Source organism: Stenotrophomonas acidaminiphila, from assembly GCA_002951995.1.
GTDB classification, from domain to species: domain Bacteria; phylum Pseudomonadota; class Gammaproteobacteria; order Xanthomonadales; family Xanthomonadaceae; genus Stenotrophomonas; species Stenotrophomonas acidaminiphila_A.
Genome location: CP019797.1, coordinates 1,260,064 through 1,274,259, shown reverse-complemented (window position 1 = coordinate 1,274,259; position 14,196 = coordinate 1,260,064). Strand labels below are relative to the sequence as shown.

The following is a 14,196-nucleotide window of genomic DNA, read 5'->3' as shown; positions in this document are numbered from 1 at the left end:
CTTGAGTGCGGGGACCGGGGGCCGGAGGCCCCTGGCCTCTTACTTGTTGTCCATCTGCAGCACGGCCAGGAAGGCTTCCTGCGGGATCTCCACGCGGCCGACCTGCTTCATGCGCTTCTTGCCTTCCTTCTGCTTCTCCAGCAGCTTCTTCTTGCGCGAAACGTCGCCACCATAGCACTTGGCCAGCACGTTCTTGCGCATCGCCTTGACCGTGGTGCGGGCGATGATCTGCGAGCCGACGGCGGCCTGGATGGCGACGTCGAACATCTGCCGCGGGATCAGGTCCTTCATCTTCTCGCACAGCTCGCGGCCGCGGCGGTCGGCATGGCTGCGGTGCACGATCAGCGACAGCGCGTCGACCTTGTCGCCGTTGATCAGCACATCCACGCGCACGAACGGACCGGCCTCGAAGCGCACGAAGTGGTAGTCCAGCGACGCATAGCCGCGGCTGACCGACTTGAGCTTGTCGAAGAAGTCCAGCACCACCTCGGCCATCGGCAGCTCGTAGCTGATCTGCACCTGGCTGCCCAGGTAATTGATGCCGATCTGGGTGCCGCGCTTCTCTTCGCACAGCTTGATGATGTTGCCGATGTACTCCTCGGGGGTGAGCACGTTGGCGCGGATGATCGGCTCGCGGATCTCCTCGACCTGGTTGACCGGGGCAGCTTGGCCGGGTTGTCCATCATCACGATGGAGCCGTCGCTCTTGAGCACCTCGTAGACCACGGTCGGCGCGGTGCTGATCAGGTCCAGGTCGTACTCGCGCTCCAGGCGCTCCTGGACGATCTCCATGTGCAGCATGCCGAGGAAGCCGCAGCGGAAGCCGAAGCCCATCGCCTCGGAGCTTTCCGGCTCGAAGCGCAGCGCGGCGTCGTTCAGGCGCAGCTTGTCCAGCGCTTCGCGCAGGTCCGGGTAGTCCTCGGCGTCGACCGGGAACAGGCCGGCGAACACGCGCGGCTGCATTTCCTGGAAGCCGGGCAGCGGCGCCGGCGCCGGGTCGGCGGCCAGGGTCAGGGTGTCGCCGACCGGCGCGCCGTGCACGTCCTTGATCGACGCGGTGATCCAGCCCACCTCGCCGGCCGACAGCTTGCCGGTGACCTTGCGCTTGGGCGTGAACACGCCCACCGCGTCGACCTGGTGGTTGCGGCCGGTGGACATCACCAGCAGCTTGTCGCCGGTCTTGACCTCGCCCTGCATCACCCGCACCAGCGAGACCACGCCCAGGTAGTTGTCGAACCAGGAGTCGATGATCAGCGCCTGCAGCTTGTCGGTATCACGCGGAGCCGGCGGCGGGATGCGGTGGACGATGGCCTCCAGCACCTCTTCCACGTTCAGCCCGGTCTTGGCCGACACCGGCACCGCGTCGGTGGCGTCGATGCCGATCACCGCCTCGATCTCGGCCTTGGCGCGCTCGGTGTCGGCGGTGGGCAGGTCGATCTTGTTCAGCACCGGCACCACTTCCAGGCCCATCTCCACCGCGGTATAGCAGTTGGCCACGGACTGGGCTTCCACGCCCTGCGCCGCGTCCACCACCAGCAGCGCGCCCTCGCAGGCGGCCAGCGAACGGCTGACTTCATAGGAGAAGTCGACGTGGCCGGGGGTGTCGATGAAGTTCAGGTAGTAGGTTTCGCCGTTGCGCGCGGTGTACGGCAACGACACCGACTGCGCCTTGATGGTGATGCCACGCTCGCGCTCGATCGGGTTGTTGTCCAGGACCTGCGCTTCCATTTCGCGCGCGGTCAGGCCGCCGCAGATCTGGATGATGCGGTCGGCCAGGGTGGACTTGCCATGGTCGACGTGGGCGATGATGGAGAAATTGCGGATGTTCCGCATCGAATCGGCAGACATAAGGTGGCGGCGGCGCGTCGCGTCGTCAGGATAACGCGCCATTATCGCACGGCCGGCGGGCAGCCCGCACAGGGCGGCCGCCGCAACGGCAGGGGCCGCCCGGAGGCGGCCCCTGCGTACAGCTTGATGAATATCGAGTTCAGCCGCCGGCACGGACCGCGACGAAGGCGCTGTTGCCGCCCGCGCGCACCAGCAGCATCACCACGTCGCCCTTCTTGTAGCCGGCCAGCTCGCGGTTGAGCGCGGCCACGCTGCCGACCGGGGTACGCCCGACCTGCAGCACCACCATGCCCGGCGCCAGCCGTGCCTCGCGCGCGGCCTGGCTGTTCACGGCGGTGATGCGCACGCCCTCGCCGGCATCCAGGCCCAGCTGGCGGCGCTCGGCGGCGGTCAGGTCGGCCACTTCCAGCCCCAGCAGCGCGTTGGCACCGGCCTGCGGCTTGTCCTCGCCGGCCGTGGCCGGGGCATTGGCCGTGCGCGCGGCGTCCTCGGCCAGTTCGGTCAGGGTCACGGTGATCTCGCGCGGCTTGCCGTCGCGCAGGATGCCCAGCCGCACCTTGCTGCCCGGCGGCATGGCGCCGATCAACGGCGGCAGGTCGCTGGAGGCGGCGATCTCGGTGCCGTTGACCGAGCGGATGACGTCGCCGACTTCCAGGCCCGCCTTGCGGGCCGGGCTGTCCTCGACCATCTGGTTGACCAGCGCGCCGCGGCTGTCGGGCATGCCGAGCCCCTGGGCCTTGAGCGAGTCGAGCGGCTCGACCACCACGCCCAGCTGGCCGCGGCTGACCTTGCCGGTCTTCTTGATCTGCTCCACCGCGCTCATCGCCAGGTCGATCGGGATGGCGAAGCTGATGCCCATGTAGCCGCCGGAGGCGGAGAAGATCTGCGAGTTGATGCCGACCACCTCGCCGCGGGTGTTGAGCAGCGGGCCGCCAGAGTTGCCCTGGTTGATCGCCACGTCGGTCTGGATGAACGGCACGTAGCGCTGTTCGGCGTAGGGGTTGCTGCGGCCGGTGGCGCTGACGATGCCGGCGGTCACCGAGTGATCCAGGCCGAACGGCGAGCCGATCGCCACCACCCACTGGCCGGGCTTGAGCGTGTTGGAATCGCCCACGCGCACGGTCGGCAGGCCCTTGGCGTCGATCTTCAGCAGCGCCACGTCGTACTGCTGGTCGCTGCCGACGACCTTGGCGTCGAACTCGCGGCGATCGCTGAGCTTGACCTTGACCGTCTCGGCGCCGTCGATCACGTGGTGGTTGGTGAGCACGTAGCCGTCGGCGGAAATGATGAAGCCCGAGCCCATGCCGCGGCCGCGTGGGCCGTCCTCAGGCGCCTCGCGCGGCATCTGGAAATCCGGCCCGAAGAAGCGCCGGAAGAATTCCGGCATCTGGTCCATGTCCGGTCGTCCGCCGCCGGCCATGCGCGGCCCGCGCCGCGCGCCGATGACGGTCTCGACGTTGACCACGCCGGGCCCGACCCGGTCCACCAGCTGGGTGAAGTCGGGCAGGCCGCTGACCAGCTGCGGGGCCGGCGTGGCCGGGCGCGCGGCGACCGCCTGTTCGGCGGGGGCGGTGGGGGCATTGCTCTGGGCGCAGGCGACCAGCGGCAGGGTCATTGCCAGCAGGCCGAACAGCCGCGTGGGGATACGGTGGGTCATCAGACTCGAGCCTCCGATTGGAAAATGAAGAAACACGCTCCGCCCGGCAGTGGCCGCCAGACGGGGAAATCCCGGGAAACGGTACCCGCCGCACAGCGCCGCGGGCACCTGGACAAACGCCGGCTCAGGGCCGCGCCGGCTGCGCGTCCGGCTGCGCCGGCGCCCCCTGCGGGGGCAGGCGCGGCTCGAACGGGTAGAAGGTCGCGCCGCCTTCGGCAGACGCGCTGGCATTCAGGGCATTGCCCGACGACAGCGCCGGCGCCAGGCTCGAGCGCGGCCATGGCCGCGCCTGCAGCACGCTGCCGGGGTCGGCGAACGGGTCATGGCGCACGACCGGCAGCGGCGCCTGCACGGCCACCGCGCGTGCCGGCTCGGCCTGCCGCGAGGCGACGCTGCGTGCCACCTGCTGGTTGCGGGTGGCGCTGCCGCGGCGTGCGGCGGCATCTGCCCGCCGCAGTGCGACGGCGGCCACGGCGGGCGCCGCGGCGGCCAGCCCGGCTTCGGCATCGGAGGCCGTGGCCGGGTCGGCATCGGCGACGACGGGGGTCGCCGGGACCTGCGCCGCGGTGGCGATCACGGTTTCGGGCACGCCCGGCGCCGGCAGCTGTCCGCGCGCCATGAACAGCGCCACGGCCGCGACCGACGCGGCCAGGGCGGCACCGCCGCCCCAGCGCCGCCAGCCCGCGCGACGCGGCGGGCGCACGGAGACCGTGCCCCCCTGCTCCGCGTCGGCGGCGATCGCCGCACGGATCCGGCGGTCGAACCCGGCCGGTGCCGGCGCGCAGGCCTGGCCGCGCAGTACGTCGCCCAACAGCTGCCAGCGTTCCTGGCAGCCGGACAACTCGTCGTCGTGCTCGAGCCGGCGCAGCAGGAAGCGCGCCTCGTCGGTGGCCAGCTCGCCATCGACCAGCGCCGACAGCTGCTGCCGGTAGTGCAGTTCGAATTTGTCGGCGGCATTGCCCGCCGCCGCATCGACGCGGCCGGAAACATTCATGCGCGGCTCCTCTCGCGGGTGGCGCTGGCGGTGTCCAGCAGGGGACGCAACTGCGCGTCGATGGCTTCGCGGGCACGGAATATCCGCGAGCGCACGGTGCCGATCGGGCACCCCATTTTCTGTGCGATTTCCTCGTAGCTCATGCCTTCCACCTCTCGCAACGTGATGGCCGAACGCAGCTCCTCGGGAAGCGCATCGACCGCCTTCATCACGGTCTGTTCCAGTTCCTGCCGCATCAGTTCGCGCTCGGGCGTGTCGGTGTCGCGCAGGCGCGCGCCGGCGTCGAACTGTTCGGCATCGCCGATCTCGACGTCATCGGTGGGCGGGCGCCGGTTGTGCGCGGCAAGGTAGTTCTTGGCGGTATTCACTGCGATTCGATGCAACCAGGTATAGAACTGGGCGTCGCCACGGAAATTCCCGATCGCGCGATAGGCGCGGACGAAAGTGTCCTGGGCCACGTCCTGACATTCACTCCAGTCGGCGATGTAGCGCCCGATCAGCGCGACGATGCGGTGCTGGTACTTGCGCACCAGGACATCGAACGCCGCGCTCTCGCCGCGCTGCACGCGCCGGACCAGCTCCAGATCCAGCTCCTGCGGTGTTTCAACCTCGGCCATGCGGGGCCGCACTCCTGTCAGCCCAACCGACGTCGGGCAATGAGACCGCCTGGGGCGGAAAAAGTTCAGCGTCCCGTCCCCGGAGCGCCGCGCCGTCCTTCAGAGCATGTTTACCCTGCGGCCGCCAGGCCCGGGCCGGCGCGCACTGCACCCGAGCATAGCGGCTGCCCTGCGCGCGCCGCCGTGACGCGCGCGAACGGGATGTAGACATGCTGCAACCCGCGTTCGGATAGCCTGTCGCTGACGACCGGCCGGCGCGAACGCGCCTGCCTCCCCAGCATTGGGATTTGACGCCGGGGAAACAACCTCTGGATCATAGCGATCTTCTCCATACACAACCGGATGGAACGTCCCATGCTTTCAGGTTTCGATGGGCTCCGCTTCACTCACTGGCAGGCCGAAATCCGCGACGACGGCGTCGTCGTGCTGGCCCTGGACCGCCGCGACAGTCCGGTCAACGCGATGTCCCAGGACGTGCTGCTGGAACTGGGCGACATCGTCGAGCGGCTGGCGATCGACCCGCCCAGGGGGGTGGTGATCCGCTCGGCCAAGGCCGCCGGCTTCATTGCCGGGGCGGACCTGAAGGAGTTCCAGGAGTTCGACCGCCGCGGCACCGTCAATGACGCCATCCGCCGCGGCCAGTCCACCTACCAGAAGCTGGCCGAGCTGCCCTGCCCCACCGTGGCCGCGATCCACGGCCACTGCCTGGGCGGCGGCACCGAGCTGGCCCTGGCCTGCCGCTACCGCGTGGCCTCCAGCGATCCATCCACCCGCATCGGCCTGCCCGAGACCCAGCTGGGCATCTTCCCGGGCTGGGGCGGCAGCGCGCGCCTGCCGCGCCTGGTCGGCGCACCGGCGGCGATGGACATGATGCTCACCGGACGCACCCTGTCGGCGTCGGCCGCCCGTGGCATCGGCCTGGTCGACAAGGTCGCGGCCCCGGCGGTACTGGTCGACGCGGCGGTAGCGCTGCTGCAGTCGGGCGTGACCCGGCCGTTCAGGCAACGCGCCACCGCCTGGGCCACCAATACCTGGCTGGCGCGCAGGATCCTGGCCCCGCAGATGGCCAGGCAGGTCGCGCGCAAGGCCAGAAAGGAGCATTACCCGGCGCCGTACGCGCTGATCTCGACCTGGGAACGCAGCGGCGGCAGCGGCATCCAGGCGCGGCTGGACGCCGAGCGCCGCGCGGTGGTCAAGCTGGCCGGCGGCCCGACCGCGCGCAACCTGATCCGCATCTTCTTCCTGACCGAACGGCTCAAGGCCCTGGGCGGCAAGGAATCGGACATCCGCCACGTGCACGTGGTCGGCGCCGGGGTGATGGGCGGCGACATCGCCGCGTGGGCGGCCTACAAGGGGTTCGACGTGACCCTGCAGGACCGCGAACAGCGCTTCATCGACCCGGCCATGGCCCGTGCCCAGGCGCTGTTCGAGAAGAAGGTGAAGGACCCGGCCAGGCGCGCGGATGTCGCCGCCCGGTTGAAGGCCGATCTGGCCGGCGACGGCGTGGCCCAGGCCGACCTGGTGATCGAGGCGATCATCGAGAACCCGGAAGCCAAGCGCGCGCTGTACCAGGCGCTGGAGCCGCGGCTGAAGCCCGACGCGCTGCTGACCACCAACACCTCCTCGATCCCGCTGGACGAACTGCGCGAACACATCGCGCAGCCGGCCCGGTTCGCCGGCCTGCACTACTTCAACCCGGTGGCGCAGATGCCGCTGGTGGAGATCATCCACCACGACCGCATGGCGCCGGAGACCGGACAGCGGCTGGCCGCGTTCTGCAAGACGCTGGGCAAGTTCCCGGTGCCGGTGGCCGGCACCCCGGGGTTCCTGGTCAACCGGGTGCTGTTCCCGTACATGCTGGAAGCGGCCACCGCCTATGCCGAAGGCATCCCCGGCCCGGTGATCGACCGCGCCGCGGTGAAGTTCGGCATGCCGATGGGCCCGATCGAACTGCTCGACACCGTCGGCCTGGACGTGGCCGCCAGTGTCGGCCGCGAGCTGGCGCCGTTCCTGGGCCTGCAGATCCCGGCCGCGCTGGCGTCCGTGGACGCCGGCAAGCGCGGCAAGAAGGACGGCCAGGGCATCTACAAATGGGAGAACGGACGCGCGGTGAAGCCGGAGGTGGCCAAGGACTACCAGGCGCCGTCGGACCTGGAGGACCGCCTGATCCTGCCGCTGCTCAACGAGGCGGTCGCCTGTCTGCACGACGGCGTGGTCGCCGATGCCGACCTGCTCGATGCCGGGGTGATCTTCGGCACCGGCTTCGCGCCGTTCCGCGGTGGCCCGATCCAGCACATCCGCGCCACCGGCGCCGACGCCCTGGTGGAAAAACTCAGGACCCTGCAGGCCCGCCACGGCGACCGTTTCGCGCCGCGTCCGGGCTGGGACATGCCGGTACTGCGCACGCCCGTGGCCTGACCGCTGGCGGCGGTCGCCCTCCCCGGCCGCGCCATGCCCCCGGGGGGCGCTGCTTTTGCGCTTTTGCGCTTTTGCGCTTTTGCTTTTTTGCTCCTTTGTTCCCTCATGCGTTCGCCGCGGCTTCCGCGGCGTCGCCCCCGCATCCGGGGGAAGCACGCCGAATGCGCCGATGCCGGCCACCGCCGGGTTGATTGACCCAGATCAAGGAAATCCGGCGCGTCTGGACCGACCCTATGCGCGTCGCCCGGCACACGCCTGCGCCGGGCCGTGACGGCCAGGCCGCACGCTGCGTCCACGCATATCCCACAGGAGCAACACCCATGAAAACCTCGCGCCGTCTTCTCCTCGCCCTGGCCCTCGTCGGTGCCGCGGGCGCGGCCCAGGCTGCCGGCAACTGCACCGTTTCGCTCAAGGGCAACGACGCGATGCAGTTCGATCTCAAGGAAGTCACCGTCTCGGCCGGCTGCGCCACGATCACCCTCGAACTGACCCACACCGGCAAGCTCCCGGCCACCGCCATGGGCCACAACGTGGTGGTGTCCACCACCGCCGACATGGCCGGCGTCAACCGTGACGCGATCCGCGCCGGCGTGGCCAACAACTACGTGCCGGCCAAGGACGCCCGCGTGATCGCCCACACCAGCCTGATCGGCGGCGGCCAGAAGACCCAGGTGCGCTTCCCGGGCAACAAGCTCACCGCCGGCGGCGACTACAGCTTCTACTGCTCGTTCCCCGGCCACTCGGCCATGATGAAGGGCAAGCTGGTCGTAACCCGCTGATTCCGCTGCACCTGGACCGAGGCCCGGGCGACCCTGTCGCCCGGGCCTCCGTCATATACTGTTCAGGATGGCATCCACGGGGAAGGATCCATGGATGGCCGCAACCGCCCGGGACACGGATTGATTCAAGTCAATGCCCGGAGTGCTCCACACGGGGGATGATTTTCCCCGTTCAGACCGAGGATCAGGCCGCATGCAAAGCGTGCAGGGGACGTATAACGACAAGGTGGTGCGCCAGTTCGCGGTGATGACCGTGGTCTGGGGCATCGTGGGGATGCTGGTGGGCGTGATCATCGCCGCCCAGCTTTACTGGCCGACGCTCGGCGAAGGCATACCGTGGCTGGGCTACGGGCGGCTGCGACCGCTGCACACCAATGCGGTGATCTTCGCCTTCGGTGGCTGCGCGCTGTTCGCCACCAGCCTGCACGTGGTGCAGCGTACCTGCCACGTCCGGCTGATATCGGACAAACTGGCGGCCTTCGTGTTCTGGGGCTGGCAGCTGGTGATCGTGGCCGCGGCCATCACCCTGCCACTGGGTTACACCCAGGGCAAGGAATACGCCGAGCTGGAATGGCCGATCGACATCCTGATCGCCGCGGTGTGGGTGGCCTACGCGGTGCTGTTCATCGGCACCATCGCCAAGCGCCGGGTCAAGCACATCTACGTGGCGAACTGGTTCTACGCCAGCTTCATCATCGCCATCGCGCTGCTGCACATCGTCAACAACATCTCCATGCCGGCCGGCGCGACCAAGTCCTACTCGGTCTACAGCGGCGCGGTGGACGCGATGGTGCAGTGGTGGTACGGCCATAACGCGGTGGGCTTCTTCCTGACCGCCGGCTTCCTGGGAATGATGTACTACTTCGTGCCCAAGCAGGCCGGCCGCCCGGTGTACTCCTACCGGCTGTCGATCGTGCACTTCTGGGCGCTGATCGCGGTCTACATGTGGGCCGGCCCGCACCACCTGCAGTACACGGCCCTGCCCGACTGGGCGCAGTCGCTGGGCATGGTGTTCTCGCTGATCCTGCTGGCCCCGTCGTGGGGTGGCGCGATCAACGGCGTGCTGACCCTGTCCGGCGTGTGGCACAAGCTGCGCACCGACCCGATCCTGAAGTTCCTGATCGTGGCCGTGTCGTTCTACATGATCGCCACCTTCGAAGGCCCGATGATGTCGATCAAGACGGTCAACTCGCTGTCCCACTACACCGACTGGACCGTGGGCCACGTCCACGCCGGCGCGCTGGGCTGGGTGGCGATGATCTCGATCGGCTCGATCTACGCGCTGATGCCCAAGCTGCTGGGCCGCGAGCAGATGTATTCGGTCAAGGCCATCGACACGCACTTCTGGCTGCACACCATCGGCGTGGTGCTGTACATCGCCTCGATGTGGATCGCCGGCGTGATGCAGGGCCTGATGTGGCGCGCGACCAATGACGACGGCACCCTGACCTACACCTTCGTCGAATCGCTGAAGTTCACCTATCCGTACTACCTGATCCGCCTCGGCGGCGGCCTGGTGGTGCTGAGCGGCATGTGCCTGATGGCCTGGAACGTCTGGCGTACCTGGCGTACCGCCCCCGCGATCGAACCGCAGCCGCTGCTGCCCGTCGACGCCTCCGAAGTGCGTGCCTGAGGAGGAAGGAACCCCATGAGCGAGAACAAGAATCCCCACGAGAAAGTCGAGAAGAACGTCGGCCTGATGGCGGTGCTGATCGCGGTCGCCGTGTCGTTCGGCGGCCTGGCCGAGATCGTCCCGCTGATGTTCCAGGCCGAGGCGATCAAGCCGCTGGAGGGCGTCGAGCCCTACCCGGCGCTGGAACTGGCCGGCCGTGACGTCTACGTCCGCGAGGGCTGCTACAACTGCCATTCGCAGATGGTGCGCACCCTGCGCTTCGAGACCGAGCGCTACGGCCACTACTCGCTGGCCGGCGAATCGGTCTACGACCGCCCCTTCCAGTGGGGCAGCAAGCGCACCGGCCCGGACCTGGCGCGTGTCGGCGGCCGTTATTCCGACGCCTGGCACCGCGTGCACCTGATCAATCCGCGCGACGTGGTGCCGGAGTCGAACATGCCCAGCTTCCCGTGGCTGGAGAAGAACCAGGTCGACGGCGCCACCGTGGCCCGGCACATGAGCGCGCTCAAGGCGCTGGGCGACCCGTACAGCGACGAGCAGATCGCCAGCGCCGCCGAGGACGTCAAGGGCAAGACCGAGCTGGATGCGGTCGTGGCCTACCTGCAGGGACTGGGCCGGCATGCGCCGCGGGGAGGCCAGCCATGATCTCCGGCATCGTGACCGCGCTGCTGCTGGTGCTGTTCGTCGGCGGCTGGATCTGGGCCTGGAGCCCGAAGCGCAAGCGTGAGTTCGAGGATGCGGCACGCCTGCCGCTGGAAGATGACAACGTGCAATACGGCAACGGGGGAGAGCGCGGATGATGAGCATGGGATGGACGTGGTACGTCATCGCCCTGGTTGCGCTGAACATTCTGGGCTGCGTGTGGCTGCTGTGGTGGACCGCACGCCGCCGCCCGGGCGACCCGAAGCCCGAGGACACGCTGCACACCTGGGACGGTGACATCACCGAGTACAACAAGCCGTTGCCGCGCTGGTGGATCAACCTGTTCTACCTGACCATCTTCTTCAGCATTGGCTACCTGTTCTGGTACGGCGGGCTGGGCAATATCCCCGGTTACAGCGGCTGGACCTCCAAGGGCGAGCATGCCAAGGAGAAGGCCATCGAGGACGCCAAGCTCGAGCAGACCTTCAAGCCGTATGCCGGCAAGCCGATCGACCAGCTGGCCAGGGATCCCAAGGCGCTGGCGCTGGGCCGCTCGATCTTCGGCAACACCTGCGCCACCTGCCACGGCTCCTCGGGCCAGGGTGCCATCGGCTACCCGAACCTGACCGACGACATCTGGCACTGGGGCGGCTCGCCCGAGCGCATCCTGGAAACGGTGCTGGACGGCCGCGAAGGCATCATGCCCGAGTGGGGCACCGTGCTCACCGGCATGGGCGGCCCGGAGGCGATCGACTACACCATCGCCTACGTGCGCACCCTGTCGGCCCCGGAGACCCTGCAGAACAACTACATGGCCGCCCGCGGCAAGAAGCTCTACGAGGGCGTCTGCGTGGCCTGCCATGGGGTCGACGGCAAGGGCAACCTGGACATCGGCGCGCCGGACCTGACCGACAACTACTGGCTCTACGGCAACAGCCGCGAAAGCCTGTACAAGACGATCACCGAAGGCCGCCACGGCAGCATGCCGGCGCACCGCGAACTGCTCGGCGAGACCCGGGTCCGGCTGGTCGCTGCCTATGTCTGGTCGTTGTCGCATAATCAGGCGGACACCCCGGCAGGCACGAGCGCAAAGTGACCGACTTCAGCGAGCCACGCTTCGACCACCCCCACGTCCGCTGGCCCAGCGCGTGGGGGCCATCGCCTGGCCCAGCTTCTTTGCCGCCGGCGTGGCGACGATGGTGTTCTTCGCCTTCGTCGACCCGCTGACGCTGCGCGACATGACCTTCCCCGACCTGCCCATTTCACGCGAGCTCGGCTATACGCTGGGCTTCGCCATGTTCTGGCTGGCCACCGCGTCCTCCAGCCTGTTCACCTGGATCCTGCTGCGGCCCGCCAGCCGCTTCAACCGCGCCCTGCCGCCAGACCGCTGAGCGGCGGCTGCGACAATCCGTCGCTTCCTTGCCTCCGTTACGGCCCGATACTGAGCGCTCCCGCGCAGCAATACGCCCCGCAGACCCCATGACCGCTTACCGCCCGTTCCCGCTCCCTCCCCCGCCAGCCCCCATGGAACGCACGCCATGAGCAAGCGCATTCCGCTGGATGTCGTGGACGAACAGGGCAATTCGTTCTACGTCAGCGAGCGCAAGGTCTACCCGCGCGATGTCTCGGGCCGCTTCAACCGCCTGCGGGTGGCCGCGGTGGTGTGGCTGCTGGGCATGTACTACGTGTTCCCGTGGCTGTCGTGGGACGGCCGCCAGGCGGTACTGTTCGACCTGCCCGCGCGCAAGTTCTACATCTTCGGGCTGGTGTTCTGGCCGCAGGACTTCCTGTTCCTGGCGCTGCTGCTGATCATCGCGGCCATGACCCTGTTCTTCTCGACCGCGCTGTCCGGCCGGCTGTGGTGCGGCTATGCCTGCCCGCAGACGGTGTGGACCGAGACCTTCCTGTGGATGGAGCGCTGGACCGAGGGCGACCGCCCGCGGCGGATGAAGCTCGACGCCGGCCCGTGGAACCGCGAAAAGGTGCTGCGCAAGGGCAGCAAGCACCTGCTGTGGCTGCTGTTCGCGCTGTGGACCGGCTTCACCTTCGTCGGCTTCTTCACCCCGATCAAGGACCTGGGCGCACGCCTGCTGCCGTTCGAATGGGGCGGCTGGGAGACCTTCTGGGTACTGTTCTACGCGCTGGCCACCTGGGGCAACGCCGGCGTCCTGCGCGAGCAGGTGTGCAAGTACATGTGCCCGTATGCGCGCTTCCAGAGCGCGATGTTCGACCGCAACACGCTGCTGATCGCCTACGACCCGATGCGCGGCGAACCGCGCGGCCCGCGCAAGCGCGGCCTCGGCAGCGTGCTGGAGCGCGCACGCGGCCTGCTGGTCCCGTCGGTCGCCTATGACTACGTGTTCCGTGCCGGCCGCCATCCGTCCGCCGCCACCCAGGCCGCCCACGCCAAGGGCACGATCACCTGGGACGGCGACCTGGCCGAAGTCGCGCCGCTGCCGAAATTCGCGCCCGAGGAACTGGGCGACTGCATCGACTGCACCATCTGCGTGCAGGTCTGCCCGACCGGCATCGACATCCGCAACGGCCTGCAGTACGAATGCATCGCCTGCGGCGCCTGCATCGACGCCTGCGACGAAGTCATGGACAAGATGGGCTACCCGCATGGCCTGATCCGCTACTCCACGCAGAACGCCATCGACGGCAAGCCGACCCGCGTGCTGCGCCCGCGCATCTTCGTCTACGGCCTGCTGCTGCTGGGCCTGTGCAGCGCCTGGGTGTGGGGCGTGGGCCACCGCAGCGAGCTGATCGCCGAAGTGCTGCGCGACCGCAATGCGCTGTACCGGCAGTCCGCCGACGGCACCATCGCCAACGACTACACGCTCAAGCTGATCAACAAGAGCCAGGAGACGCGGCGTTACCGCATCACCCTGGAGCCTGCCGACGCCGGCCTGCGCCTGCAGGGCCAGACCGAGGTCCAGGCCGGCCCCGAGCAGGTGCTGCCGGTGGCACTGAACGTGGTCGCCGACGGCCAGGTCAGCGGCCGCCGTGCGCTGCGCTTCGTGGTCGAGCGCGAAGGGGGCGACGAGAAGCGCGTCGTCGAAAGCAGTTTCTTTGGTCCGGTGCAATGAACGAACGTCCGAAATCCCCCTGGCGGGTCCCCGTGTTCTGGCTGGTGGTCGGCCTGCCGCTGCTGTCGATCGTGGCCGGTGTCGGGCTGGTGATCGTTGCCGTGCGTTCCGGCGGTGCCGATGTCGTGTCCGATCCGGTACAGCGCGTGTCGCAGATCCAGACCACCGACCTGGGGCCGGATGAAGCGGCCGCCAAGCTGGGCCTGAGCGCGGTGCTGCGGGTCGAGGATGGCGTGGTCGAAGTGCTGCCGGCCACCGGCAAGTTCGCCAGCGCGGCGGCGCTGCAACTGGTGCTGGAACACCCCACCCGGCAGTCCGACGACCTGCGCCTGGAACTGCTGCCGCAGGGCCCGGGCTGGCGCGTCGAGCAGGCGGTGGACGGCGAGCACGACTGGGTCGTGCAGCTGCGCGACGCCGACGGCCGCTGGCGCCTGCACGGCCGGCTGCCGAAGCAGCAGCACGCCGCACGCCTGTCCCCCTCGCTGGGCGGGGCACACTGAGCCCGGACGTGATCGCCGAT

At 68.8% G+C, this 14,196-nt stretch carries 13 protein-coding genes and 1 pseudogene; 9 read left to right on the top strand and 5 right to left on the bottom strand.

The window, feature by feature from the left end; genetic code table 11:
- Window positions 1-39: 39 nt before the first annotated feature.
- The 5 genes and pseudogenes from B1L07_05550 to B1L07_05530 all read right to left on the bottom strand — a co-directional run bounded on the left by B1L07_05550 (window position 40) and on the right by B1L07_05530 (window position 5,447).
- Window positions 40-1,832, bottom strand: a pseudogene (locus B1L07_05550) (elongation factor 4).
- A gap of 154 nt (window positions 1,833-1,986) precedes the next feature.
- Window positions 1,987-3,504 (bottom strand): peptidase S1, encoded by a 1,518-nt coding sequence (locus B1L07_05545; protein AUZ54657.1) that lies wholly within the window; start codon window positions 3,502-3,504, stop codon window positions 1,987-1,989.
- Between the two features lie 124 nt (window positions 3,505-3,628).
- Window positions 3,629-4,498 (bottom strand): hypothetical protein, encoded by an 870-nt coding sequence (locus tag B1L07_05540; GenBank protein ID AUZ54656.1) that lies wholly within the window; start codon window positions 4,496-4,498, stop codon window positions 3,629-3,631.
- A complete protein-coding gene (locus B1L07_05535; protein ID AUZ54655.1) occupies window positions 4,495-5,115 on the bottom strand; it encodes an RNA polymerase sigma factor RpoE in 621 nt (206 codons plus the stop codon). The genes B1L07_05540 and B1L07_05535 overlap by 4 nt, the downstream gene beginning before the upstream one ends.
- 110 nt (window positions 5,116-5,225) lie before the next feature.
- A complete protein-coding gene (locus B1L07_05530) occupies window positions 5,226-5,447 on the bottom strand; it encodes a hypothetical protein (protein ID AUZ54654.1) in 222 nt (73 codons plus the stop codon).
- 22 nt (window positions 5,448-5,469) lie between these two features.
- On the opposite strand from B1L07_05530, the gene B1L07_05525 reads away from it, so the two are divergent.
- From B1L07_05525 to B1L07_05485, 9 genes are all read left to right on the top strand, one after another.
- Complete coding sequence (locus B1L07_05525) at window positions 5,470-7,533, top strand: 3-hydroxyacyl-CoA dehydrogenase (protein ID AUZ54653.1); 2,064 nt, start codon at window positions 5,470-5,472, stop codon at window positions 7,531-7,533.
- 320 nt (window positions 7,534-7,853) lie between these two features.
- On the top strand, window positions 7,854-8,312 hold the full coding sequence (locus tag B1L07_05520) for an azurin (protein ID AUZ54652.1): 459 nt from the start codon (window positions 7,854-7,856) through the stop codon (window positions 8,310-8,312).
- Between the two features lie 193 nt (window positions 8,313-8,505).
- Window positions 8,506-9,945: a cytochrome-c oxidase, cbb3-type subunit I gene (locus B1L07_05515; GenBank protein ID AUZ54651.1), complete on the top strand. Its 1,440-nt coding sequence runs from the start codon at window positions 8,506-8,508 to the stop codon at window positions 9,943-9,945.
- 15 nt (window positions 9,946-9,960) lie between these two features.
- Window positions 9,961-10,590 (top strand): cytochrome-c oxidase, cbb3-type subunit II, encoded by a 630-nt coding sequence (locus B1L07_05510; GenBank protein ID AUZ54650.1) that lies wholly within the window; start codon window positions 9,961-9,963, stop codon window positions 10,588-10,590.
- A complete protein-coding gene (locus B1L07_05505) occupies window positions 10,587-10,745 on the top strand; it encodes a cbb3-type cytochrome C oxidase subunit 3 (GenBank protein AUZ54649.1) in 159 nt (52 codons plus the stop codon). Before B1L07_05510 ends, B1L07_05505 begins: the two co-directional genes overlap by 4 nt.
- Entirely contained in the window at window positions 10,745-11,683 is a 939-nt protein-coding gene (locus B1L07_05500) for a cytochrome-c oxidase, cbb3-type subunit III (GenBank protein ID AUZ54648.1), read from the top strand. Before B1L07_05505 ends, B1L07_05500 begins: the two co-directional genes overlap by 1 nt.
- Window positions 11,684-11,723: 40 nt before the next feature.
- Window positions 11,724-11,978: a hypothetical protein gene (locus B1L07_05495; GenBank protein ID AUZ56471.1), complete on the top strand. Its 255-nt coding sequence runs from the start codon at window positions 11,724-11,726 to the stop codon at window positions 11,976-11,978.
- Window positions 11,979-12,125: 147 nt separating this feature from the next.
- Window positions 12,126-13,676, top strand: a complete 1,551-nt coding sequence (locus B1L07_05490; GenBank protein AUZ54647.1) for a cytochrome c oxidase accessory protein CcoG — start codon at window positions 12,126-12,128, stop codon at window positions 13,674-13,676.
- A complete protein-coding gene (locus tag B1L07_05485) occupies window positions 13,673-14,176 on the top strand; it encodes a nitrogen fixation protein FixH (GenBank protein ID AUZ54646.1) in 504 nt (167 codons plus the stop codon). The genes B1L07_05490 and B1L07_05485 overlap by 4 nt, the downstream gene beginning before the upstream one ends.
- Window positions 14,177-14,196 lie beyond the last annotated feature (20 nt).

Excerpts from the sequence above, each read along its gene's own strand:
- B1L07_05545 (AUZ54657.1), bottom strand. The coding sequence starts at position 3,504 with ATGACCCACCGTATCCCCACGCGGCTGTTCGGCCTGCTGGCAATGACC.
- B1L07_05530 (AUZ54654.1), bottom strand. The coding sequence starts at position 5,447 with ATGGAGAAGATCGCTATGATCCAGAGGTTGTTTCCCCGGCGTCAAATC.
- B1L07_05515 (AUZ54651.1), top strand. The coding sequence starts at position 8,506 with ATGCAAAGCGTGCAGGGGACGTATAACGACAAGGTGGTGCGCCAGTTC.
- B1L07_05520 (AUZ54652.1), top strand. The coding sequence starts at position 7,854 with ATGAAAACCTCGCGCCGTCTTCTCCTCGCCCTGGCCCTCGTCGGTGCC.
- B1L07_05505 (AUZ54649.1), top strand. The coding sequence starts at position 10,587 with ATGATCTCCGGCATCGTGACCGCGCTGCTGCTGGTGCTGTTCGTCGGC.
- B1L07_05485 (AUZ54646.1), top strand. The coding sequence starts at position 13,673 with ATGAACGAACGTCCGAAATCCCCCTGGCGGGTCCCCGTGTTCTGGCTG.
- B1L07_05490 (AUZ54647.1), top strand. The coding sequence starts at position 12,126 with ATGAGCAAGCGCATTCCGCTGGATGTCGTGGACGAACAGGGCAATTCG.
- B1L07_05540 (AUZ54656.1), bottom strand. The coding sequence starts at position 4,498 with ATGAATGTTTCCGGCCGCGTCGATGCGGCGGCGGGCAATGCCGCCGAC.
- B1L07_05500 (AUZ54648.1), top strand. The coding sequence starts at position 10,745 with ATGAGCATGGGATGGACGTGGTACGTCATCGCCCTGGTTGCGCTGAAC.
- B1L07_05525 (AUZ54653.1), top strand. The coding sequence starts at position 5,470 with ATGCTTTCAGGTTTCGATGGGCTCCGCTTCACTCACTGGCAGGCCGAA.
- B1L07_05510 (AUZ54650.1), top strand. The coding sequence starts at position 9,961 with ATGAGCGAGAACAAGAATCCCCACGAGAAAGTCGAGAAGAACGTCGGC.
- B1L07_05535 (AUZ54655.1), bottom strand. The coding sequence starts at position 5,115 with ATGGCCGAGGTTGAAACACCGCAGGAGCTGGATCTGGAGCTGGTCCGG.